The sequence below is a fragment of the Streptomyces aurantiogriseus genome (genome assembly GCF_014649375.1).
In the GTDB taxonomy this organism is placed as follows: domain Bacteria; phylum Actinomycetota; class Actinomycetes; order Streptomycetales; family Streptomycetaceae; genus Streptomyces; species Streptomyces aurantiogriseus.
The window spans coordinates 230849-253805 of the sequence record NZ_BMSX01000004.1 but is presented as its reverse complement, the minus strand read 5'-3'; the positions used below and the strand labels follow the sequence as shown (position 1 = coordinate 253805).

Annotated in this window: 9 protein-coding genes; 7 read left to right on the top strand and 2 right to left on the bottom strand. The window is 73.8% G+C overall.

What is annotated here, in order from left to right; translation table 11 throughout:
• Positions 1-46: 46 nt before the first annotated feature.
• The gene (locus IE263_RS10565; RefSeq protein ID WP_189934739.1) at positions 47-2278 is read right to left on the bottom strand and encodes an MMPL family transporter; all 2232 of its coding nucleotides are present in this window, start codon (positions 2276-2278) and stop codon (positions 47-49) included.
• A 230-nt stretch (positions 2279-2508) separates the two neighbouring features.
• Between IE263_RS10565 and IE263_RS10560 the strand changes: the two genes are divergently transcribed.
• A complete protein-coding gene (locus IE263_RS10560) occupies positions 2509-3471 on the top strand; it encodes an ATP-binding cassette domain-containing protein (protein ID WP_189934737.1) in 963 nt (320 codons plus the stop codon).
• Positions 3464-4240, top strand: coding sequence for an ABC transporter permease (locus tag IE263_RS10555; RefSeq protein ID WP_189934735.1), 777 nt, complete (start codon positions 3464-3466; stop codon positions 4238-4240). Before IE263_RS10560 ends, IE263_RS10555 begins: the two co-directional genes overlap by 8 nt.
• Positions 4241-4627: 387 nt before the next feature.
• Here IE263_RS10555 and IE263_RS10550 read toward each other — a convergent pair whose 3' ends face one another.
• Entirely contained in the window at positions 4628-5596 is a 969-nt protein-coding gene (locus IE263_RS10550) for a helix-turn-helix domain-containing protein (protein ID WP_229910889.1), read from the bottom strand.
• Between the two features lie 246 nt (positions 5597-5842).
• Between IE263_RS10550 and IE263_RS10545 the strand changes: the two genes are divergently transcribed.
• The 5 genes from IE263_RS10545 (at position 5843) to IE263_RS10525 (ending at position 22829) form a co-directional block, all read left to right on the top strand.
• The gene (locus IE263_RS10545) at positions 5843-6109 is read left to right on the top strand and encodes a hypothetical protein (RefSeq protein ID WP_189934731.1); all 267 of its coding nucleotides are present in this window, start codon (positions 5843-5845) and stop codon (positions 6107-6109) included.
• Between the two features lie 321 nt (positions 6110-6430).
• Positions 6431-6646 (top strand): hypothetical protein, encoded by a 216-nt coding sequence (locus IE263_RS10540; RefSeq protein ID WP_189934729.1) that lies wholly within the window; start codon positions 6431-6433, stop codon positions 6644-6646.
• A gap of 27 nt (positions 6647-6673) precedes the next feature.
• Entirely contained in the window at positions 6674-7678 is a 1005-nt protein-coding gene (sbnA, locus tag IE263_RS10535) for a 2,3-diaminopropionate biosynthesis protein SbnA (protein WP_189934728.1), read from the top strand.
• Positions 7675-15579, top strand: a complete 7905-nt coding sequence (locus IE263_RS10530) for a non-ribosomal peptide synthetase (RefSeq protein WP_189934726.1) — start codon at positions 7675-7677, stop codon at positions 15577-15579. Before sbnA ends, IE263_RS10530 begins: the two co-directional genes overlap by 4 nt.
• A complete protein-coding gene (locus tag IE263_RS10525) occupies positions 15576-22829 on the top strand; it encodes a non-ribosomal peptide synthetase (RefSeq protein WP_189934724.1) in 7254 nt (2417 codons plus the stop codon). Before IE263_RS10530 ends, IE263_RS10525 begins: the two co-directional genes overlap by 4 nt.
• Positions 22830-22957: the final 128 nt, after the last annotated feature.

Sequence of the window (22957 nt, the reverse complement as noted above, 5' to 3'; positions counted from 1 at the left end):
GTAGAAGTCGTCGTCGAAGTCGTCGCCGTGGCCCCGGTGGTGGGGGTCATCGGCCTGCCGCCGCGTGTTCCGGGGTCGTCGGCGCGGACGGGACGGGGTGGGTGGTGCCGGTCGGCGTCGGGCGGGAGGCGCGCAGGAAGGACGGGGCCGCCCAGTTGGCCTTGCCGAGCAGGAGCATCACCGAGGGGAGCAGGACGGCGCGGACCAGGGTGGCGTCCAGCAGGACGGCGACCGCGAGGCCGACGCCGAGCTGCTTGAAGTCCTGCATGTCCAGGGTGCCGAAGACCGCGAAGACGGCGACCATGATCAGGCCGGCGCTGGTGACGACGCCCGCCGTGGAGCGGATGCCGTGCGCGATGGCGTCACGGGTGGTGGCGCCGCGGTCGTAGGCCTCGCGGATCCGGGAGACCACGAACACGTGGTAGTCCATGGACAGGCCGAACAGGACCACGAAGACGAACAGCGGCATCCAGGACTCGACCGCGCCGATGCCCTCCGTGCCGACCAGGGACGCGCCCCAGCCGTGCTGGAAGACGGCCGTCATCACGCCGTAGGCGGCGCCCACCGAGAGCAGGTTGAGGACGATCGAGGTGAGGGCGATGACGGGGGAACGGAAGGAGAACAGCATCAGCAGGAAGGTCACGCCGAGGACGAAGGCGAAGACCGGGACGATGCTCTTCTTCAGCTGGTCGTTGTAGTCGACGGAGAACGCGAGGTCGCCGCGGACGAGGGCGGTGGTGCCGTCGATCTTGCCGAAGGTGTCGGGGACGAGGGTCTCGCGCAGGGTGGTGAGGGCCTTCTTGGAGGTGTCGTCGGAGCCGTTGCCGGCCAGCGGGACGCTCACCTCGGCGATGTTCTCCTTGCTGTGGACGGTGACGTCGATGGACTTGCCGGTCTGGCCGGAGGCCAGGGCCTTCGCCTCGAAGTCGGCGAGGGCCTGCTTCATCTGCGCCGAGTCGATGTCCGCGGACCTGATGATGACGCTCGCGGGGGCCGGGGAGCCGGGGAAGTCCTTCTCGATCTGCTGGGAGACCTTCACGGTCGGGTTGTCGGCGGGCAGCAGCTTGTCGGTGCCGAGTTTCTCGGTCTTCATGCCGAGGGCGGGCGCGGCCAGGGCGAGCAGGACGGCCGCGGCGAGCAGGGCGAAGACGCCGGGGCGGGCGAGGACGCCGCGCAGCAGCAGGCTGTTGCCCCGCGGGGTGCCGGCCGCGGCCCTGCGGGCGCGGCGGCGGCCCAGGAACGGGATGCGACCGGCGCCGATCCGGTCGCCGAGCATGGCCATCAGGGCGGGCAGGACGGTCATGGAGCCGAGGACGGCGATGACGACGACCTCGATGGTGGCGATGGCGAAGCCCTCGAAGACGGTCAGGCCGGAGAGGAACATGCCGGCCATGGCGACGCAGACGGTGATGCCGGAGATCAGCACGGAGTGGCCGGAGGTGGCGGCGGCGATCTGGAGCGCGGTGGCGTTGTCGCGGCCGGCCTCGCGCTCCTCGCGCTGGCGGCGCAGGTAGAACAGGCAGTAGTCGACGCCGACGGCGAGGCCCATCAGGAACATCATGGAGTTGGTCATGCCGTCGACCGGCACCACGTGGCTGGTCAGGGCGAGCAGGCCCATCGCGCCGACGCAGGCGGTCACCGCGAGCGCGATCGGCAGCAGGGCGGCGACCAGCGCGCCGAAGACGGCGAGCAGGATGCCCAGCGAGACCGGCAGCGCGGTGTACTCGGCGCGGACGAAGTCCTCGCCGAGGCTGTCGTTGATGGCTTTCAGGCCGGTGGCGGCGCCGTACTGACCGAGGGTCACCTCGGCGTGGGCGGCGTCCGTCTTCTTGACCGCGTCGATGACCGGCTGGATGCGGTCGGCGGCGGTGTCCGGGTCGCCCTTGACGTCGTAGGTGATGAGGACGGCGTGCTGGTCGGCGGAGACGAGGTTCGTGGTGTCGGGGGTGCGGACGCGGGCGGTGAGGCCGGTGGCCTCGACGGCGTCGGCGGTGTCGGTGACGGCCTTGGTGAACTGGGGGTTGTCGGCGGTGAGTTCGTCGCTGTGGACGTAGATCAGCTCGCCGGCGGGCTCGGTCAGGCCGGCGTCCTGGAGGATGCGCTCGGCGCGGCCCGAGTCGCCGGTTCCGTAGTCGGCCTCGGTGAGGTTGACCTGGCCCGCGGAGCTGCCCAGCGTCATGACCAGAACGACCAGGACGAGCCAGCCGAACACCGCGGTCTTCCGGTGTCCGGCACTCCACCTGCCGAGTGCGGCTGCGAGGTTCCGTTTGGCTGCCATTCGCTTCTTCTCTCCTGCGGCATGGGGGGTGCGGGGTTTCTCCAAAAACGCTAGGGGCGGGTTCCGGGGCATTCGTAGGTCTCGCGGAGGCAGCATGCTGCGGCTGCAGAGTGCTGCCATGCCATACCGGGCAAAACGGGCACCTGGCCGGTATTTATCCTGCTACCTTCCAGCGTCGGAAAGGGAATCCGCACACACCCGAGAAAGATCCACAGAGGGCGGGGAGGGGCATGGAATTCGCCATTCAAGCCGAAGGGTTGAAAAAGAGATTCGGTGATCACGAAGTGCTGGCCGGAGTCGACCTTTCCGTGCCGCCGGGAACGGTGCTCGGGCTGCTCGGACCGAACGGCGCCGGCAAGACCACCACGGTCCGCACCCTGGCCACGCTGCTCGCGCCGGACGGCGGCCGGGCCACGGTGGCGGGGTACGACGTGGTGCGCCGGCCCCGTGAGGTGCGCCGCCGGATCGGGCTCGCCGGGCAGTACGCGGCCGTCGACGGACTGCTGACGGGCCGTGAGAATCTGGTCATGATCGGCCGGCTGATGGGCCTCGGCCGGCGAGGTGCCCGCACCCGGGCCGAGGAACTGCTCGACGGGTTCGGTCTGCAGCACGCGGCCGGCCGGCCGTCGAAGACGTATTCGGGCGGGATGCGGCGGCGGCTGGATCTGGCCGCCTGTCTCGTCGCCTCGCCGCAGGTGCTGTTCCTCGACGAGCCGACCACCGGGCTGGACCCGGCGAGCCGGATCACGCTGTGGCAGCAGGTGCGCGAGCAGATCGCCCGCGGGGTCACCGTGCTGCTGACCACGCAGTACCTGGAGGAGGCGGACTTCCTCGCCGACCGCATCACCGTGTTCGGCTCCGGCCGGGTGATCGCCGAGGGGACCGCCGACGAGCTCAAGCGCAAGGTGGGCGACGAGCGGCTGGAGGTGTCGGTCGAGGGCGTCGAGGCGCTGGAGCCGGCCGCGGCGGCGCTCGGGCGGGCGGTGTCCGAGGCCCCCGTGGTGGACCGGGAGACGCGCCGGATCGCGGTGCGGCTCGCCGACGGCATCGGGGGCGTGGCCCGCGCGGCCGCCGAACTCGAGCGCTGCGGTGTGCCGGTGACCGACTTCGCCGTGCGGCGGCCGTCGCTCGACGAGGTGTTCCTGCAGCTGACGGGGGCGAGCGCCCAGGTGAAGGAGAGCGGCGATGAGTGAGGTCCTGTCCCTGACGGGGCGGCAGATGACCCATCTGCGGCGGACCCCGGAGAAGATCATCGCGGTGTCGCTCACGCCGGTGGCGATGGTGGTGATCCTCGGCTACCTCTTCGCGAGCGTGATCACCGTCGAGGGCGGCGCCTACCACGACTACGTGATGGCGGGCGTCTTCGCCCAGGTCGGGCTGGCCTGTGTGGGCTCCACCGCGATCGGGGTGGCGTCGGACCTGCAGACGGGGCTCACCGACCGGTTCCGGTCGATGCCCATCTCGCGGGCCTCGGTGCTCTTCGCGTACACGGTGGCGGACCTGGTCACCGCGGTCGCCGCGATGGGTGCGGTGTCCGGGGTCGGGCTGCTGGTCGGGTGGCGGATCCACGGAGGGCTCCTGGAGTCGCTCGCCGCCGTCGGGCTGCTCCTCGGCTTCACGTACACGATGCTCTGGCTGGGCGTGCTGATCGGGCTGGTGATGCGCAATCTCGAGGCGATCAACGGCGTCACCGCGCTCGCGCTCGTCGTGTTCTCGTTCCTGTCCAACTCGTTCATGCCGCTGCGGGGACTTCCGGGGTGGCTGCGCACGGTGGCCGAGTGGAACCCGGTCAGTTCGGTGGCCGAGGCCTGCCGGGTGCTGTGGCACAACGCCCCCGCCTCCGAGGGGGCGAGCCTGCCGGTACGCCATCCCGAACTGGCGTCGGTCCTCACCCTGGCGGTGCTGCTGGCGGTCGTCGTACCGCTGGCACTGCGGGCGTTCCGCACGGCCGCGACACGGTGAGGGGTGGGTGCCGTGGCGCGGCGGCCCGCTGCTACGGCCGCGGCACCCGCCTCGGGCCGATCGTCCCTGCTCGCCTCGGGCCGGCTGCCCGCGTTCGCCTCGGGTCGGTGGCCCGTGTTCGCCTCGGGCTGCTGGGCTGTGCCTGCTCCGGGCTGCTTGGTCGTTTCTGTCTGGGGCCGGTCGGTGCCGGCGGCCTTGGGGCGGTGGCTTCCGTTCCGCTCGGGGCGGTGGTTTCCGTTCCGCTCGGGTCGGTCGCCCGTGTTCGCCTCGGGCTGCTGGGCTGTGCCTGCTTCGGGCTGCTTGGTCGTTTCTGTCTCGGGCCGGGCGGGTGTGGTCGCTCCGGGGCGGGGGTTTCCGTTCGCCTCGCGGCGGTCCGGGGTGCCCGTCTCACACCGGCCCCCCGCCCTCCGCCGTCGCGCCGCGGAGCCAGCCGCGTTCGCCGGCGAGGACGCCGGCCTGGAAGCGGCTGCGGGCGCCGAGTTGGCTCATCAGTTCGGCCGTGATGCGGCGGGAGGTGCGGACGGAGACGCCGATCTTGCGGGCGACGACGTCGTCCGTGTAGCCCTGGGCGAGGAGGCTGAGGATGGCGCGGGCCTGGCTGGACAGGCCGGTGCGGCTGTCGTTGATCGGTTCCTGGCCGTAGGGGGTCGCGGCCTCCCAGACGTGCTCGAACAGCGAGCACAGGGCGGAGACCAGGCCCTTGCCGCGCAGCAGCAGGGCGCCGGAGGCGGTGTTCTCCGGGTCGGAGGGCACCATGGCGACGCGCCGGTCGAAGATGATCAGGCGCAGGGGCAGGGTGGCCACGGTGCGCACCCGGCCGCCGAGGTCGGTCAGCCAGTCGAAGTGCGTGGTCATGTCCGGGTCGTTGAGGGCGCCCTGCAGGTAGATGCTGCGCATGTGGACCCCGCGGCCCAGCAGGTTCTCGTCGAGCGGGCGGACCGCGCGGCGGGAGTCGGCCGGGTGCCGGCTGAGCGGGATGAAGGCGCTCAGCTCCTCGGCGCACTCCTGGGAGAGCTCCTCCAGCCGGGCCCGGATCATCTCGAGGCCGGTGATGCGCTCGACCTCGAGGCCGCGCTGGTTGCGGACGGCGTTGTGATAGCTGTCGATGATCTCCGTGACGGCCTGGCGGCTGTTGGCGATCTGCTGCTGGCGCTCGGCGAGGCGGACCTCCTCCTGGGTGAGCAGGGCGGTCAGCCGCAGTTCGGGGTTGACGACGAGGAGTTCGCCGGGAGGGTCGCCGGAGGGGCGGACCAGGGCGAGCCGGGCCAGTTCGTCGAGGGCGTGACGGACCCGTTCCTCGGGCCACTGCAGATGCGCGGCGAGCCCCGGTACGTCCTGATGGGGTTCGCCGATCATGGCTCGATACAGACTCTCGGCATCCGAAGCAAGCCCGAGTATCCGCAACACTCTTCGCCCCCTATGTACGTATTGGACCACGCACCGGTCTCCCCGCTCTCCCGTCCCCGCGGGCTGAGTAGATCGTCAGTGACAGCCTGCGGCTGTCCTACCGGAATGAGACACCTGTGGCGTGAATACAGCCCAAGTTGACCGATTAGGGGCCAAGCTGGGAGAGCTTGCTGTGTACATCATCAAGAGCGTGCTATGTACATGATTAACGTGCGCCTGGCCCGGGGTCTCAGGCCGCTGGACGACGGCGAACTGCGCCGGTCCGTGCGGGACGTGGCCGGTGACCAGGACGGTCTGCAGCACGTCTACGCGGAGGTCGGTGCCGACGGCGCCGATCTCGTGCTTTTCGTCACCGCGTCCACGCAGGCGGCCGCGCATGCCGCGGCGCGCCGCGTGGTGACCCGCTTCCTGAAGGTGGAGTCGCTGCGCGGCTGGGTCATCCGCGAGTCCGCCGGGGAGTGAGCGGGCGCGGCGGGGCTCGTGGCGCCGGCGGTTCGCGGGCCCTCGTGGCGCGGCGATTCCCGGAATGCCGGGCTCCTTTTGGCCCGCACCCTGAGGTGTTGTCGGGGAATCATTAATTCCCTTTTCCCTGCGCTCGCGAGGCACCCCGGAAAAGAATCTGGCATGACGTTGTCACGGCAGGACCCTGACAGCGAAAAGCCTTAACCAGCGGGTGACCCGTTGTAAGAATCATCGCATCGGACGAGATGCCCCGGATTTCCTCCGAGAAAATCCGAGCGGGCGCCTCCGGAATTTCCCAACAAGTTGAATCGAGGAATTGCCATGCGGTCGACGCTCCGAATTGCCGCCTGCACCACCGTCGCCCTCTCCGCGCTCTGCCTCGGTGCCGCGTCGGCGTCCGCCGAGCAGCTCACCGAGCCGGCCACGAACAGCGGGGCCGCGGTCGGCGTGACGGTCGGTGTCGAGCTCTCCGGCCTGTCGCTCCTCGGGTCCCTCCCGGCGCTGGCCGGGTTGTACCAAGAGCCCGAGTGGTCCTGACGGGACGGACGGGGGAGGTCGGGCACGGTGCCCATCATCGGTACCCCGCAGGAGTTCCACGAAGAGGATCTCTTCGTCGATCTGCGGCAGTTGTACGGATGGCCGCTCTATCTGAAGTGCGAGGCCTTCAACTTCGCCGGCTCGGTGAAGCTCAAGGCCGCCGCCTCCATGATCGACGCGGCCGAGCGCAGCGGCGCGCTGGGACCGGACTCCGTGCTGGTGGAGTCCTCGTCGGGCAATCTGGGCCTGGCGCTCAGCATGATCGCCGCGGCCAAGGGATATCGCTTCATCTGCGTCGTGGACGCCCGCACCAACCTGACGACGCGACAGGCCATCGAGTCCCTCGGCGGCGAGGTGCACGTCATCACCGAGGCCACCGGCGCGGGCGGCTTCCTGGGCGCCCGGCTGGACCACGTACGGGCGCTGTGCTCCCGCGACGAGCGGGTGCTCTGGCTCAACCAGCACGCCAACGCCAACAACTGGATGGCGCACTACCGGACCACCGCGCCGGCCATCGAGAAGCAGTTCCCCGGACTGGAGCTGCTGTTCGTCGGCGCCGGCACCACCGGCACCCTGATGGGCTGCGCCCGCTACTTCAAGGACCGGCCCGGATCCCAGGTGACCGTGGTCGGCGTGGACAGCGTCGGCTCGGTCACCTTCGGCGGGCCCGCCGGGCCCCGCATGATCCCCGGGCTCGGCGCCGGGGTACGGCCGGCCCTCTTCGACGAGTCGTACGTCGACGACATGGTGCTCGTGCCGGAGATCGACACCATCCGCACCTGCCACCAGCTGGCGCGCAGCGGGTTCCTCTTCGGCGGATCGACCGGGACGGTCGTCAACGGCGCGGTGCGCTGGCTGGACGAGCACCGGCCCGGGGAGGACGTCACCGCCGTGGCCATCTCCCCCGACCTCGGTGATCGCTACCTGGACACGATCTACCAGAGCAACTGGGTCCAGGACATCTACGGCCTCGACGAGTTCGGCCTCGGCACCGGGCCGACCCCCGCCACCTCTGGAGTGAATCAACGATGAGCGAGTCGTTCAGCCACGAACTGCCGCTCTCGCTCGCGCAGCGGGAGATGTGGTACGCCCAGCAGCTCGACCCCGGCAACCCGGTCTTCACCATGGCCGACCACCTGGACCTGCACGGCCCCCTGGACCCCGCCCGCCTCCAGGCGGCCTGGCGGCGCCTGCTCGCGGAGACCGACGCCCTGCGCGCGGTGTTCACGGAGCGGGACGGCGAGGCCGTGCAGACGATCCGGGAGTTCACCGCGCGGACCGAGTCGGCCGGCGGCCTGCACCCCGCCGAACCGACCCACCCCACCGGCCCCCTAGCCACCCCCACCGTCCCCGTCCGCGACCTGCGCCGGGAGAGCGACCCCGACGCCGTCTCCCGGCGGCTGATGGCGGAGGACCTGGCGCGCCCCTCCTCCCTGGACGTGGGCGCCGTGCGGTGGGATCTGCACCGCCTCACCGACGAGCACCACCGCTTCTACGTCTCCGCCAACCACATCCTGCTGGACGGCTTCAGCCGTACGCCCTTCTACCGGCGGTTCGCCGAGCTGTACGCCGGCGACACCACCGGCGCTCCGCTGCCGGCCCTGCGCGTCCTCGTCGACGACGAGCGGGCCTACCTCGACTCCGCGAAACACGAGCGGGACGCCCGGTTCTGGGCGGGCCGGTTCGCGGAGACCCCCGAGCCGACCCGGCTCTCCCCGCGCCGCTCCGCACGGGCACGGCACACGCTGCGGTGGAATTCCCCCGTTCCCGCGGCGACCGTGACCCGGCTGGAGCGCGTCGCCTGGGAGAGCCGGGTCACCCTGCCGGCCGCGCTGGTCGCCGCCACCGCCTCCTATCTGGCCCAGGTGACGGGCGGCAGCCGCGTCCTGCTGACGCTGCCCGTGCCGGCCCGGTCGACGCCGGTCGCGCGCTCCGTCCCCGGGATGCGCGCCAACTTCCTGCCGCTGCCGCTGGACGTCACCCCCGCCCTGACCCGCGACGCCCTCCTGGAGCACACCGCGGCCGAACTCCGCTCCACCCTGCGCCACCAGGGCTACCGCGGGGACCGGCTCCGCCGCGAGCTCGGCCTGTCCGCGGAGGCCGAGCTGTCGTACGGGCCGACCGTCAACGTGCTGGAGTCCGGGGCCGGCCTCGTCTTCGGGGAGTGCACCGCCCGGCTGCACAACCACTCCACCGGGCCCGTGCCGGGCCTCCAGGTGATCTACCTCGACGCCCCGGACGGCCGCTGGACGCTGCGGCTGGACGCCAACCCGGGCCTGTTCACGGACGAGGAACTCGCCGCGCACGGCGAGCGTCTGCTCGGTCACCTGGAGAGCTTCGCGCTCGCCCCGGCCGCGCTGCCGCTGGGCCGCATCGACGTCACGCTGCCCGCCGAACGGCAGGTCGTGCTGGAGGACTGGAACGCCACCGTCCGCACGGGCGGCTTCACCGACGTGGTGGAGCGGGTGCGCGAGCTGGCCGCCGAGGCCCCGGACGCGATCGCCGTCGACGACGGCACCGTACGGCTGACGTACGCCGAGCTGTGCGCGCGGGCCGACGAGGTGGCGCTGCGGCTGTCGGGGGCCGGGGTGTCCACCGGGTCGCTGGTGGCGCTGGTGGCCGATCCGGGGGCGCAGTTCGTCGCCGCCGTGCTCGGGGTGCTCGCCACGGGGGCCGCCTGGATCCCGCTGGACGTGCACGCGCCCGTGGCCCGCGGGGCCGCCCTGCTCGCCGACAGCGGCGCGGACGCCCTGCTGTTCAGCCCCGCCCGCGAGGGGTACGCCCACCAGCTGCTGGCGGCCGGTGAGCACTGGCCGAAGATCGTCGAACTCCACGAGGGGGAGCCCTCCGATGCGCCGACGGGTGCTCGTACGCCTTCTGTGGCGGCTGCGGGCGTGGGCGACGACCTGGCTTATGTGATCTTCACGTCCGGTTCCACGGGCCGCCCCAAGGGCGCCATGGTGCACCGGGCCGGCATGGTCAACCACCTGCTGGCCAAGGTGGAGGACCTGGAGCTGACGGCCGCCGACACGGTCGTGCACAACGCGCCGGTCACCTTCGACATCTCCGTCTGGCAGATGCTCGCCGCGCTCGTCTCCGGCGGCCGCACCAGGGTCGTGCCGCGCTCGCTGGCCGCCGACCCGCAGGGCCTGTTCGCGCTGGTCGACGAGGAGGACATCAGCGTCCTGGAGGTCGTGCCCTCGCTGCTGCGGGCCGCCGTCGACGACTGGGACAGCGGCGCCGCCCGGCCCGCGCTGTCCTGCCTGCGCCACCTCGTCGTCACCGGCGAGGCCCTCCCCGCCGACCTGTGCCGCCGCTGGTTCGCGCACTTCCCCGACGTCCCGCTGGTCAACGCCTACGGCCCGACCGAGGCCTCCGACGACGTCACCCACGCCTTCATCCGCTCCGAGGCCGACCTCGGCGACGTCCACACCCCGATCGGCTCCGCGATCCGCAACACACGCCTGTACGTCCTCGGCGACGGCCTGCGCCCCGTGCCGGTCGGCGCGCCGGGCGAGCTGTACGTCGGCGGCGTCGGCGTGGGCCGCGGCTACCTGGACGACCCGCGCCGCACCTCGGCCGTGTTCGTCGCCGACCCGTTCGCGCCGACGCCGGGCGCCCGCATGTACCGCACCGGCGACCGCGTACGGCACCGCGCCGACGGCCGGCTGGAGTTCCTGGAGCGCGTCGACCACCAGGTCAAGATCCGCGGACACCGCATCGAACTCGGCGAGGTCGAGGCCGCGTTGCGGCAGGTCACCGGGGTGACCGACGCGGCGGTCGACGTCGCCGTGGACAGCGCCGGCACGATGCGGCTGGCCGCGTTCGTCACCGGGGACGTCGATGTCGCCGAGGTGAAGGCGGAGCTCGCCGGGACCCTGCCCGACTACATGGTCCCGGCCGCGTTCGTGGTCCTGGACCGGCTGCCGCTGACCCCGAACGGCAAGGTCGACCGCAAGGCGCTGCCCGCGCCCGACCTCGCCGCCGGACAGACGGGCCGCCGCCCCCGCACCCCGCAGGAGCAGGTGCTGTGCGCGGTGTTCGCGGAGGTCCTCGGCGTCGAACAGGTCGGCATCGACGACGACTTCTTCGCGTTCGGCGGCCACTCCCTGCTGGCCACCCGGGTGATCAGCCGGATCCGGCTGCTGCTCGGCGCCGAACTGCCCGTGCGGGTCCTCTTCGAGGCGCCCACGGTCGCCGAACTCTCCGCGAAGCTCGCCGAGGCCGGTGCCGCGCGCCCTGCGGTCACCGCCCGCGAGCGGCCCGACGAGCTGCCGTTGTCCTTCGCGCAGCAGCGCCTGTGGTTCCTGGACCGGCTCGACGCCGACGCGGCCGTCGGCTACCACCTGCCGCGGGCCGTGCGGCTGACCGGACGCCTGGACCGGGACGCGCTCGCCGCGGCCCTCGGGGACGTCGTCGACCGGCACGAGTCGCTGCGCACGGTCTTCCCCGAGCAGGACGGCCGGGCCGTCCAGGTCGTCCTGGACGCCGGAGCCCACCGCCCGCTGCTGCCGGTCACCGAGATCGCCCCCGAGGACCTGGACGCGGCGCTCGCGGAGCGGGCCGTACGCCCCTTCGACCTCGCCGTCGACCTGCCCCTGCGGGCCGAACTGTTCGCGCTGCCGGAAGGCGACGGCCAGGAGCCGCGCGAGCACGTGCTGCTGGTGGTGCTGCACCACATCGCCGGGGACGGCTGGTCGGTGCTGCCGCTCGCCGAGGACCTGCGCACCGCGTACACGGCGCGCGCGGAGGGCGGCGCCCCCGACTGGGAGCCGCCGGCGGTGCAGTACGCCGACTACACGCTGTGGCAGCGGGAGCTGCTCGGCGACAGCGCCGACCCCGCCTCGCTCGCCGCGCGTCAGCTCGCCTTCTGGCGCGAGGAACTCGCCGGGATCCCCGACGAGTTGGAGCTGCCCGCGGACTTCCCGCGGCCCGCGCTGCCCGGTCACCGGGGCGGCCAGGTGTTCTTCCGGCTGGACCGGGAGCTGCACGAGGCGGTCACCGCGCTCGCCCGCGCCACCGGCGCCAGCACCTTCATGGTGCTGCAGGCCGCGCTCGCCGCGCTGCTGCGCAAGCTGGGCGCCGGCACCGACATCCCGCTGGGCACACCGGTCGCGGGGCGTACGGACGCGGCGCTGGAGCGGCAGGTCGGGTTCTTCGTGAACACGCTGGTGCTGCGCACCGACGTCTCCGGCGACCCCACCTTCCGTGACCTGATCGCCCGCGCCCGCGCCACCGACCTCGCCGCCTACGCCCACCAGGACGTGCCGTTCGAGTGGCTGGTGGACGCCCTCAACCCGGAGCGCTCGCTGGCCCGTCAGCCGCTGTTCCAGGTGCTGCTCGCCCTGCAGAACAACGCCCCGGCCGACCTCGCCCTGCCCGGCACCCGCGCCGAGACGACCGCCGTCCCGACGGGCACCGCCCGCTTCGACCTGGCCTTCGAACTCACCGAGGAGCAGGACGACAAGGGCCGCCCCGCCGGCATCGGCGGCCTGCTGGAGTACAGCGCCGACCTGTTCACCCACGCGACGGCCGAGTCGGTCGCCGCCCGCCTGTCGAGCTTCCTGCGCGCCCTCACCGAGCGGCCCGACACCGCGCTCAGCGGCTTCGACGCGCTGCTGCCGAAGGAGCGGGAGCGGCTGTTCGGCGAGTGGAACGGCTCGTCCGTCGCGGCCCCCGAACCGACCACCGTTCCCCGCCTGTTCGCCGCCCGCGCCGCCACCGACCCGCACCGGCCCGCGCTCGCCCTCCCCGACGGCACGACCGTCTCCTACGGCGACCTCGCCGACCGGGTGCACCGGCTCGCGCACCTGCTCGTCGAGCGGGGCGTCGGGCCCGGGCAGGTGGTCGCGCTGATGGCTGAGCGGTCCGCGCACACCGTCACGGCGGTGCTCGCGATCCTCGCCGCGGGGGCCGCGTACCTGCCGGTCGACCCGGCCTACCCGGACGACCGGATCGCGTACGTCCTCGGCGACGCCCGCCCGGCCGCGGTGCTGACCACGGCGGCCGTCGCCGACCGGGTCCCGGCGAGCGCTCCCGAGCCGCTCGTGCTGGACGCGGAGGGGACCCTCGCCGACCTCGCGGGCCGGCCCACCCGGGCCCCCGGGCGCGGTCCGGCGCCCGGCGACCCGGCGTACGTCATCTACACCTCGGGCTCCACCGGCCGCCCCAAGGGCGTGGTCGTCGGGCACGCCTCCGCCGCCGCGCTGACCGCGCAGGCCGGGCGGTTCGGGGTGCGGGAGGGCACACGGGTGCTGCAGTTCGCCTCGCTCAGCTTCGACGCGGCGGCCTGGGAGGTGCTGACCACCCTGGTGACCGGCGCGGTCCTGGTGCTGGCCACCGAGGAGCAGCGCGGCCCCGGCGACCCGCTCGCCACCTACCTCACCGACGCCGGTATCGACGTGGTGTGCCTGCCGCCAGCCGTGCTGGCCGCCTGGCCGGAGGACCGGCCGGCGCCGCCCGGGATCACCGTGATCACGGCGGGGGAGGCCTGCCCGCCCGCGCTGGTGGAGAAGTGGGCCGCGAACACCACGCTGCTCAACGCCTACGGCCCGACCGAGACGACGGTCTGCGCGACCGTCAGCACCCCGCTGATCCCCGGCGGCAGGCCGCCGATCGGCACCCCGCTGGCCGGCACGGTGGTGCACGTCCTCGACGACGACCTGCGGCCCGTCCCGGTCGGCGTGACCGGCGAACTGTACGTCGGCGGCGCGAGCCTCGCGCTCGGCTACCTCGGGCGCCCGGACCTGACCGCCCAGCGGTTCGTCACCGACCCCCATGGCGGGCCCGGCGCCCGCATGTACCGCACCGGCGACCTGGTGCGCTGGCGGGCCGACGGCACCCTCGACTACGTGGGCCGCGCCGACGACCAGGTCAAGCTGCGGGGCTTCCGCATCGAACTGGCCGAGGTGGAGTCGGCGCTGCTCGCCCACCCGGAGGTCGACCGGGCCGCGGTCGTCGTCCGCGAGGACCGGCCCGGCGACAAGCGGCTCGTCGCCTACGTCGTCCCGGCGGCCGGCGCGACCCCGCCCCCGGCGACCCTGCGCACCCACGTGGCCGGGCGGCTGCCCGACTACATGGTCCCGGCCGCCGTGGTGACGCTGGCGGACCTGCCGCTCACCACCAACGGCAAGCTCGACCGGCGCGCCCTGCCGGCGCCCGACTACACGGACGCGACACGCGGCCGGGCGCCGGTGACCGAGCAGGAACGGGTGCTGTGCGCGGTGTTCGGCGAGGTGCTGGGGCTGGCCGAGGTCGGCGCGGACAGCGGCTTCTTCGACCTCGGCGGCGACTCCATCAGCTCCATCCAGCTCGTCGGACGCGCCCGGGCGGCGGGGCTGCTGCTCACCGCGCAGGACGTCTTCCTGCACCGCACCCCCGCCGCGCTCGCCGTCGTCGCCCGGCCGGTCGAGGAGCAGGTCGTGCGCGGCACGGACGACGGCGTCGGCGACTTCGCGCCCACCCCGATCGTGCACTGGCTGCGCGAGCTGGACGGCCCGTACGACGCCTTCCACCAGGCGGTCGCCGTCCGCACCCCGGCCGGCCTCACCCGCACCGTCCTCGCGACCGCCCTGCAGACGGTGATCGACCACCACGACGCCCTGCGGATGCGCCTGTCCGTCGACGGCGCGGACGGCACCTGGACACTGAAGGTGCGCGAGCCCGGCTCGGTCAACGCGCCCTGGCTGCTGGGCCGGGAGAACGTGGCCCGGCTGGACGCCGCCGAGGTCGCGGACGCGGTGCGGCGGGCCGCGCGCGAGGGCGCCGCACGCCTCGCCCCCCGCGACGGCACCATGCTCCGCGCGACCTGGCTCGACGCGGGCGCCGGCCGGCCCGGGCGGCTCGTGCTGACCCTGCACCACCTGGTCTGCGACGGCGTCTCCTGGCGGATCCTCCTGGACGACCTGCGCCGCGCCCACGAGGCGGCGGCCGCGGGCGAGCCGGCGGAACTGGAGCCGGTCGGCACCTCCGTACGGTACTGGGCGGGGCTGCTCGCCGAGGAGGCCGTTTCCGAACGGCGCTCCGCCGAGGCGGAGTTGTGGCAGCGGATGCTGTCCGCGCCCGACCCGCTGCTCGCCGCACGGCCCCTCGACCCGGCGCGGGACACCCACGCCACCGCCCGCACCCTGCGCCTCACCCTCGACGCGGAGACCACCCGGGCCGTCCTCACCGACGTGCCCGCCGCCTTCCACGCGGAGATCAACGACGTGCTCGTCACCGCCTACGCGCTGGCCGTCGCCGACTGGCGGCGCCGCACGCGGGGCGAGGGGAACGACGGCAGCGCGGTGCTGATCGAGATGGAGGGGCACGGGCGCGAGGAGATCGCCGAGGGGGTCGACCTGGGCCGCACGGTCGGCTGGTTCACCACCACCTACCCGCTGCGGGTCGAGCTGGGCGCGCCGGACTGGACGGAGGTGTGGGCCGGCGGGCCGTCGGCCGGGCGGGTGCTGAAGCAGGTGAAGGAGCAGCTGCGGGCCGTGCCCGACCACGGCATCGGCCACGGCCTCCTGCGCCGGCTCGCCGCCCACCCGGGCCTGGAGCGGACCCCGCAGCTCGGCTTCAACTACCTGGGCCGGCTGCCCGCCGCGCGCGACGCGGACTGGGCGACCACCGCGGAGTCACCGCTGATCGCGGCGGGCGCCGACCCCGGGCTGGCGCTGCCGCACGTGCTCGGCCTCAACGCCCTCACCGAGGACGGGCCGGACGGGCCGCGCCTGACCGCCACCTGGACCTGGCCGGGCGAACTCCTCGACGAGGCCGATGCGGCCGATGTCGCCGAGGGCTGGTTCCGTGCGCTGCGGGCGCTCGTCGCCCACGCCCAGGGGCCCGACGCGGGCGGCCACACGCCCAGCGACGTGGACCTGATCGCGCTGAGCCAGGACGAACTGGACGCATTCGAGAACGAGATGGACGACTGGGGGGCCTCCCTGTGACACGAGGACGATCCAACCTGAGCGACGTCCTGCCGCTCACCCCACTGCAGGAGGGCCTGCTCTTCCACGCGGTCTCCGGCCGGCGGGAGCTGGACGTCTACACCGTGCAGCTGGTCCTGGACCTGTCCGGCCCGCTGGACGGGGCGCGTCTGAGGGCCGCCGCCGAGCGGTTCCTCGATCGCCACCCGCACCTGAAGGCCGGCTTCCGCTACCGCGACAACGGCGACCCCGTCCAGCTCGTGCCGCGCACGGTCACCCTGCCGTGGCGGGAGGACGACGTCAGGGACGAGGACCGCGTCCGGGAGCTGACCGAGGAGGACCGGCTGCGGCCCTTCGACATGGCCCGCCCGCCGCTGCTCCGGTTCCGGCTGCTGAGAACGGGCGAGCAGACGTACCGATTCGTGCTGACGGCTCATCAGATCCTGTTCGACGGCTGGTCGATGCCGGTCATCATCGGCGAACTGTTCGCCCTGTACGGCGACCCGGCGGCGCCCCTGCCGCCGGTCACCCCGTACAAGGCCTACCTCGCCCACCTCGCCCGGCGGGACGTCCCCGGGGCGGAGGCGGCCTGGCGGGAGGCGCTGGACGGGCTCACCGAGGCCACCCTCGTCGCCCCGGGCGGCACGGACGGCTCACGGCTGCCCGACCACCACGTCCTCGACCTGCCCGCCGGCTTCACGGCCGACCTCACCGCCTGGGCGAAGGAGCGGGGCCTCACCCTCAACACGGTGGTGCAGGGCGCCTGGGCCGCCGTCCTGGGCACCCTCACCGGCCGCAGCGACGTCGTCTTCGGCGGCACCGTCTCCGGGCGGCCGCCGGAGCTGCCCGGCGTCGAGTCGATGGTGGGCCTGTTCATCAACACCGTGCCGGTGCGGGTCACGCTGGACCCGTACCGCACGTTCCCGGAGATCCTCGCCCGGCTCCAGGACCGGCAGGCCGCGCTCCTGCCCCACCAGCACCTCGGCGCCGCCCGCATCCAGCGGACGGCGGGCCTGGGCGAGCTGTACGACACCGTGCTGGTCTTCGAGAACTACCCCCTGGACCCGGCCGCCCTGCGCGACCCCGTCCCCGGCCTCACGGTGACCGGCCTGGAGGCGAAGGACGCCACGCACTACCCGCTGAGCCTGATGGCGATCCCCGGCGAGCGGCTCCGCCTGACCCTCTCCTACGACCCCGGCCGCTACGCCCCCGCCGACGCGGCCCGTGTCGTCGAGCGGCTGGAGCGGGTGCTGCGGACGGCGGTCGCCGAGCCGGAGACGCCGTTCGGCAGGATCGGGACGCTGCTGCCCGGCGAGGACGTGCTGGACCTGCCGGTACGGTCGGCCTGGGGCGACGCCTTCACCGACGTGGTGGCCCGCGTCCGCGGCCTCGCCGCCGCCCGCCCCGACGCCGAGGCCGTCGCCGACGACCACGAGCGGCTCACCTACCGTCGGCTGTCCGAGCGCGCCGGCGGCATCGCCGCCCACCTCACCGGCGCCGGCATCGGCCCCGGCTCCCTGGTCGGCGTCCTCGCGGCACCGGGCTGCGACTTCGTCGCCTCGGTACTCGGCACCCTCGCGGCAGGCGCCGCCTGGCTCCCCCTCGACGTACACGCGCCGCCGGCCCGCAGCGCCTCGCTGGTCCGGGACGCGGGGGTGCGGCACCTGCTGGTGGACGAGGAGCACGCGGGAGCGGCACGGGAACTGCTCACCGCCGCCGCCGGGGCACCGACGGAGCCGGCCGTGTCCGGCGGAACGCCGCTTCCCGCGCCCGCGGCCGGGGCGCCGGTGCGCTCGGGCGGGGCCGGTGGGGCTGAGTTCTCCGTGCCTGTGGCCGGGGCGCCGACGCGCCCGGCCGGGTCCGGTGGGGGTGCGCTCCCCGTGTCCGGCGGGACGGCGCCTGTCGCGGCCGGAGGCCCGGCGCTCGTCGGCGAGCCCTCGGTCGGCATCCCCGTCACCGTGGTGACCACCCTGTCCGCAGCCCCCCTCCCCCCGGCCCCCGGCACCCCCCTCGACCTCGCCTACGTCATCTTCACCTCGGGTTCCACCGGTCGTCCCAAGGGGGCGATGGTGCACCGTGACGGGATGGTGAACCATCTGCTGGCCAAGGTGGAGGACCTGGGGCTGGACGAGGGGACCGTGCTGGTGCACAACGCGCCGGTCACCTTCGACATCTCCGTGTGGCAGATGCTGGCCGCGCTCGTCAGCGGTGGCCGGCTGCGGGTGGTGGCCCGGTCCACGGCCGCCGATCCGCAGGCGCTGTTCGGACTCGCCGACGCGGAGGCGGTGACCGTGCTGGAGGTCGTGCCGTCGCTGCTGCGGGCCGCGCTGGACGCCTGGGACGCGGGGGCGCGGCCGCCGGCGCTGACGGGGCTGCGGCACCTGGTCGTCACCGGGGAGGCGCTGCCCGCCGACCTGTGCCGTCGCTGGCTCGCCCGCTTCCCCGGCATCCGGCTGGTCAACGCCTACGGCCCCACCGAGTGCTCCGACGACGTCACCCACGCCCTGATCGGCTCCGACATCGGCCTGGGCGACGTACGGGCCCCGATCGGGCGGGCCGTGCGGGAGACCGGGCTGTACGTCCTCGACGACGCGCTGCGGCCGGTGCCCGCCGGGGTGCCGGGGGAGCTGTATGTCGGGGGGCGCGGGGTCGGGCGCGGGTATCTCGACGACGCCCGGCGTACCGGCGCCGTGTTCGTGGCCGACCCCTTCGCGGGGGTGCCGGGGGCGCGGATGTACCGCACCGGCGACTGGGTCGTGCGGCACGCGGACGGGCGGCTGGAGTTCCTGGAGCGGCGCGACCACCAGGTCAAGGTGCGCGGGCACCGCGTCGAACTCGGCGAGATCGAGGCCGTCCTGCGCACCCTGCCGGGTGTCGCGGACGCCGTGGTCACCGTGTTCGGGGAGACCGGCACCGCCCGCCTCGCCGCGTACCTCGCCGGTGACGCGGACCCCGCGCGCGTGAAGCAGGCCCTCGCCGGGCTGCTGCCCGAGTACATGGTGCCGTCCGCCTTCGTCGTCCTGGACGCGCTGCCGCTCACCTCGAACGGCAAGGTGGATCGCAAGGCCCTGCCCGCCCCGCACCTGGCCGGCGTCACGACCCGCGAGCCGCGCACCCCGCAGGAGGCCGCGCTCTGCCAGGCCTTCGCCGACGTCCTCGGTGTCGAACGGGTCGGCGCCGACGACGACTTCTTCGACCTCGGCGGCCACTCGCTGCTCGCGACCCGGCTCATCAGCCGTGTGCGGGCGCTGCTCGGCGCGGAACTGCCCATGGCGCTGGTCTTCGAGGAGCCCACCCCGGCCCGCCTCGCCGCCCGCCTGCGGACGGGGGGAGCGGCACGCCCGGCCCTCGCGCCCGCCGTACGGCCCGAGCGGCCTGCGCTGTCGTACGCCCAGCGGCGGATGTGGGTGCTGAACCGGCTGGGGGGGACGGCCGGGGCGTACCACCTGCCCTGGACGCTGCGGCTGTCGGGGCCGCTGGACCGGGAGGCGCTGCACGCGGCGCTGAACGACGTGGTCGCGCGGCACGAGGCGCTGCGGACCGTGTTCCCGGAGGCGGACGGGGAGCCGTACCAGCGGGTGCTGGACACGGCCGGCGTGGAGCTGCCGCTGTTCGACGGCGACGACGTCTCCTCCTTCGCCGCCCGCGGGTTCGACCTCGCCGTCGAACTCCCGTTGCGGGCCGCGCTGTTCAGGACCGGCGACGACGAGCACCTGCTCGCCGTCGTCATCCACCACATCGCCGCCGACGGCTGGTCCAACGCCGTCCTCGCCCATGACCTCGGCACCGCCTACCGGGCCCGGCTCGGCGGGGCGGCACCACGGTTCGCGCCGCTGCCCGTGCAGTACCCGGACTACGCGCTGTGGCAGCGGCAGCTGCTCGGCGACGAGGACGACCCGGGGACCGTGGCGCACGAGCAACTCGCCTTCTGGCGCAAGACGCTGGACGGTCTGCCCGACGAGCTCCAGCTCCCGGCCGACCGGCCCCGGCCCGCGGTCGCCTCCTACCGGGGCGGCACCGTCGGCTTCACCGTCCCGGCCGAGACGCACCGCCGGGCCGCCGGCCTCGCCGCCCGCAGCGGCGCGAGCCTCTTCATGGTGCTCCAGGCCGCGCTGGCGGCCCTGTACGCCAAGCTGGGCGCCGGCCACGACGTGCCCGTCGGCACCCCGGTCGCGGGCCGTACCGACGAGGCCCTGGACGACCTGGTCGGCTTCTTCGTCAACACGCTCGTCCTGCGCACCGACGTCTCCGGCGACCCCACCTTCGCCGAACTCCTCGACCGCGTCCGTACGGCGGACCTGGCGGCCTTCGCCCACCAGGACGTGCCGTTCGAGAAGCTCGTCGAGGCGCTCGCCGCGAACCGCTCGCCGGCCCGGCACCCCCTCTTCCAGACCCTGCTGGCCCTGCACAACAACGCCCGCGCCGATCTCGAACTGCCGGGACTGGAGGTGGAGTTCGGGTCCGCCGAGACCGGAGGCGCCCGCTTCGACCTCGCCTTCGACCTGGCGGAGGACCACGACAGCGCGGGCGGGCCCGCGGGTCTCGCCGGCCGGCTGGAGTACAGCGCCGACCTGTTCGCCGAGGACACCGCGAGGCGTCTCGCCGACCGGTTCGCGCACCTCCTCGCCGCCCTGACCGCCGCCCCCGACCAGCCCCTGAGCAAGATCTCCGCCCTGCTGCCCGGCGAGCGCGAGACGCTGCTGGAGGAGTGGAACCAGGCCGCGGCCCACCCCTGCGACGAGCCCCCGCACCGCTGGTTCGAACAGCGGGCCGCCGCCCACCCGGACCGCACCGCCCTCGTCTTCGAGGACCAGGAGCTGACCTACCGCGAGCTGGACGAGCGGGCCTCCCGCCTCGCGCGGGCCCTGCGCGCCCGGGGCGCCGGCCCGGGCAGCCTGGTCGCCGTGGCCCTGCGCCGGTCGGCCGAGCTGGTGGTGGCCGTCCTCGCCGTGCACAAGGCGGGCGCCGCCTATCTGCCGATCGACCCGGCCTACCCGTCGGAGCGCATCGGCTACGTGGTGGAGGACGCGGGCCCGGTGCTGGTCCTCACCACGACGGACGTGGCCGGCCGCCTGCCCGCGCTGGACGCCGTACCGCGCCTGCTGCTGGACGAACCCGTCCCGGCCGCACCGGAGTTCACCGGCGTTCCGGCGCCCGCCGAGGCCGCCTACACCATCTACACCTCCGGCTCCACCGGCCGCCCCAAGGGCGTGGTGATCTCCTTCGCGGCCTTCGCGAACTTCCTCGCCGACCTGCGCGGACGCCTCGGCCTCGGGGCGGACGACCGGTTCGTCGCGGTCACCACGTTCGGCTTCGACATCGCCAACCTGGAGCTGTTCGGCCCCCTGGTCTCCGGCGCCACCCTGGTCCTCGCCGGCCACGACACCGTCCGCGACCCGGACGCGCTCGCCGCGCTGCTGACGGCCTCCGGCGCCACCGTCATGCAGGCCACGCCCACCCTGTGGCACGCCCTGGTCACCGAGCACCCGGCCGCACTCGCGGGCCTCCACGCGCTGACCGGAGGCGAGGCCATCAGCCCGGCGCTCGCCGCCCGGCTGGCCGCCGCCACCCGCAAACTGACCAACCTGTACGGCCCGACGGAGACCACCATCTGGTCCACCGCCACCGAACTGGACGGCACCGGCACCCCGCCCATCGGCCGCCCCCTCGGCGGCAACCGCACCTATGTCCTCGGCCCCGACCTGCAGCCGGCCCCGACCGGCGCCACCGGCGAGCTGTACATCGGCGGCGTCGGCCTGGCCCGCGGCTACCACGGCCGCCCCGCCCTCACCGCCGAACGCTTCGTCGCCGACCCCTTCACCTCCGCACCGGGCGCCCGGATGTACCGCACCGGCGACCTCGTACGGCAGCGGTCCGACGGCACGATCGACTACCTCGGCCGGGTCGACCACCAGGTCAAGGTGCGGGGCTTCCGCATCGAACTCGGCGAGATCGAGGCCGCGTTGGCGGACCATCCGGCGGTCGCCCAGGCGGCGGTCGTGGTCCGTGAGGACCGGCTGACCGGGTACGTCGTGCACGCCGCACCCGCGGACGGCGGTGACGAGCGTCCCGACCTGCGCGCCCACCTGGCCCGCCGGCTGCCCGACTACATGGTCCCGGCGGCCCTGGTACCCCTGGAGGCGCTGCCGCTCACCCCCAACGGCAAGGTGGACCGCGCACGGCTGCCCGTGCCCGACACCCCGGCGCCGGCCGCCGGGCGGGCGCCGGACACCCCGCTGGAAGAGCTGCTGTGCCGGCTGTTCGCCGAGACCCTCGGGGTCGAACGGGTCGGCGCCGACGACGACTTCTTCGCGCTCGGCGGTGACTCGATCCGCTCCATCCGGCTGGTGGGCCGGGCCAGGGCGGCCGGTGTCCGGTTCACGCCGGCCGACGTCTTCGTGCACCGCACGGTCGCCGCGCTGGCCGGGATCGCCGTCCAGGACCTCGCCGTCCAGGACCTCGCCGGCCGGGACGAGCGGAGCGGCCCGGACACCTCCGGCGACGCCGCCTTCGCCCCCGTCCTGCCGATCCGCCCGCACGGCAGCCGCCCGCCCCTGTTCTGCGTGCACGGCGGCGTCGGCCTCGGCTGGCCCTTCCTCTCCCTCGCCGCACACCTTCCCGACACGCCCGTGTACGCGTTCCAGGCCGGCGGAATCCAGCACGACGCCGCGCAGCCGGCCTCCGTTTCGGAAATGGCCGCCCAATACGTCGAAAGAATGGTGGAAATCCAGCCGGACGGCCCGTACCATATTCTTGGCTGGTCGTTCGGCGGCCTGGTCGCCCACGAAATGGCATGCCACATCGTGGCGGCCGGGGAAAAGGTCGCCCTGCTGGCGAACCTCGACGGGTTCCCGGCGCAGCCGGCCGAACAGACGGGGGCATCGGGGGAATCGGGGGATTCCAAGCACGGTGCGGACTCCGCGGACGGCGTACCCGATGACGTCCTGCTGAGCGCCGAACTGCGCGCCCGGCTCGGCGCCGCGGGCAACGCGCTGACGGAGCTGACCGACGGCCAGTACACCCGCCTGCTGCGGGTCATCCGCGCCCTCGACGGTCTCGCCGTCACCCACCGCCCCCGCCTTCACCAGGGCGACCTGCACTTCTTCGCGGCGACGCGAGGAGGGGACACGCACGCCCCCACCGAGTCCGTCTGGGCCGACCACACCGCCGGCCGGATCGTCCGGCACGCGGTGGACGCCGACCACGACGGAATGCTGGACGCCGCCCCGGCGGCGGCCATCGCCCGCGTGCTGACCGACCTCATGGAATGAGGAGCGAAAGCAGAACCGAACTCTGAATTCCGATTTCGATTCCGATTCGGATCCCGGTTCCCACACCGGTTCCGATTCCGAATCCGAATCATTCCATGAAATGCCCGCGCGGGATCAGTGCGCCCGCG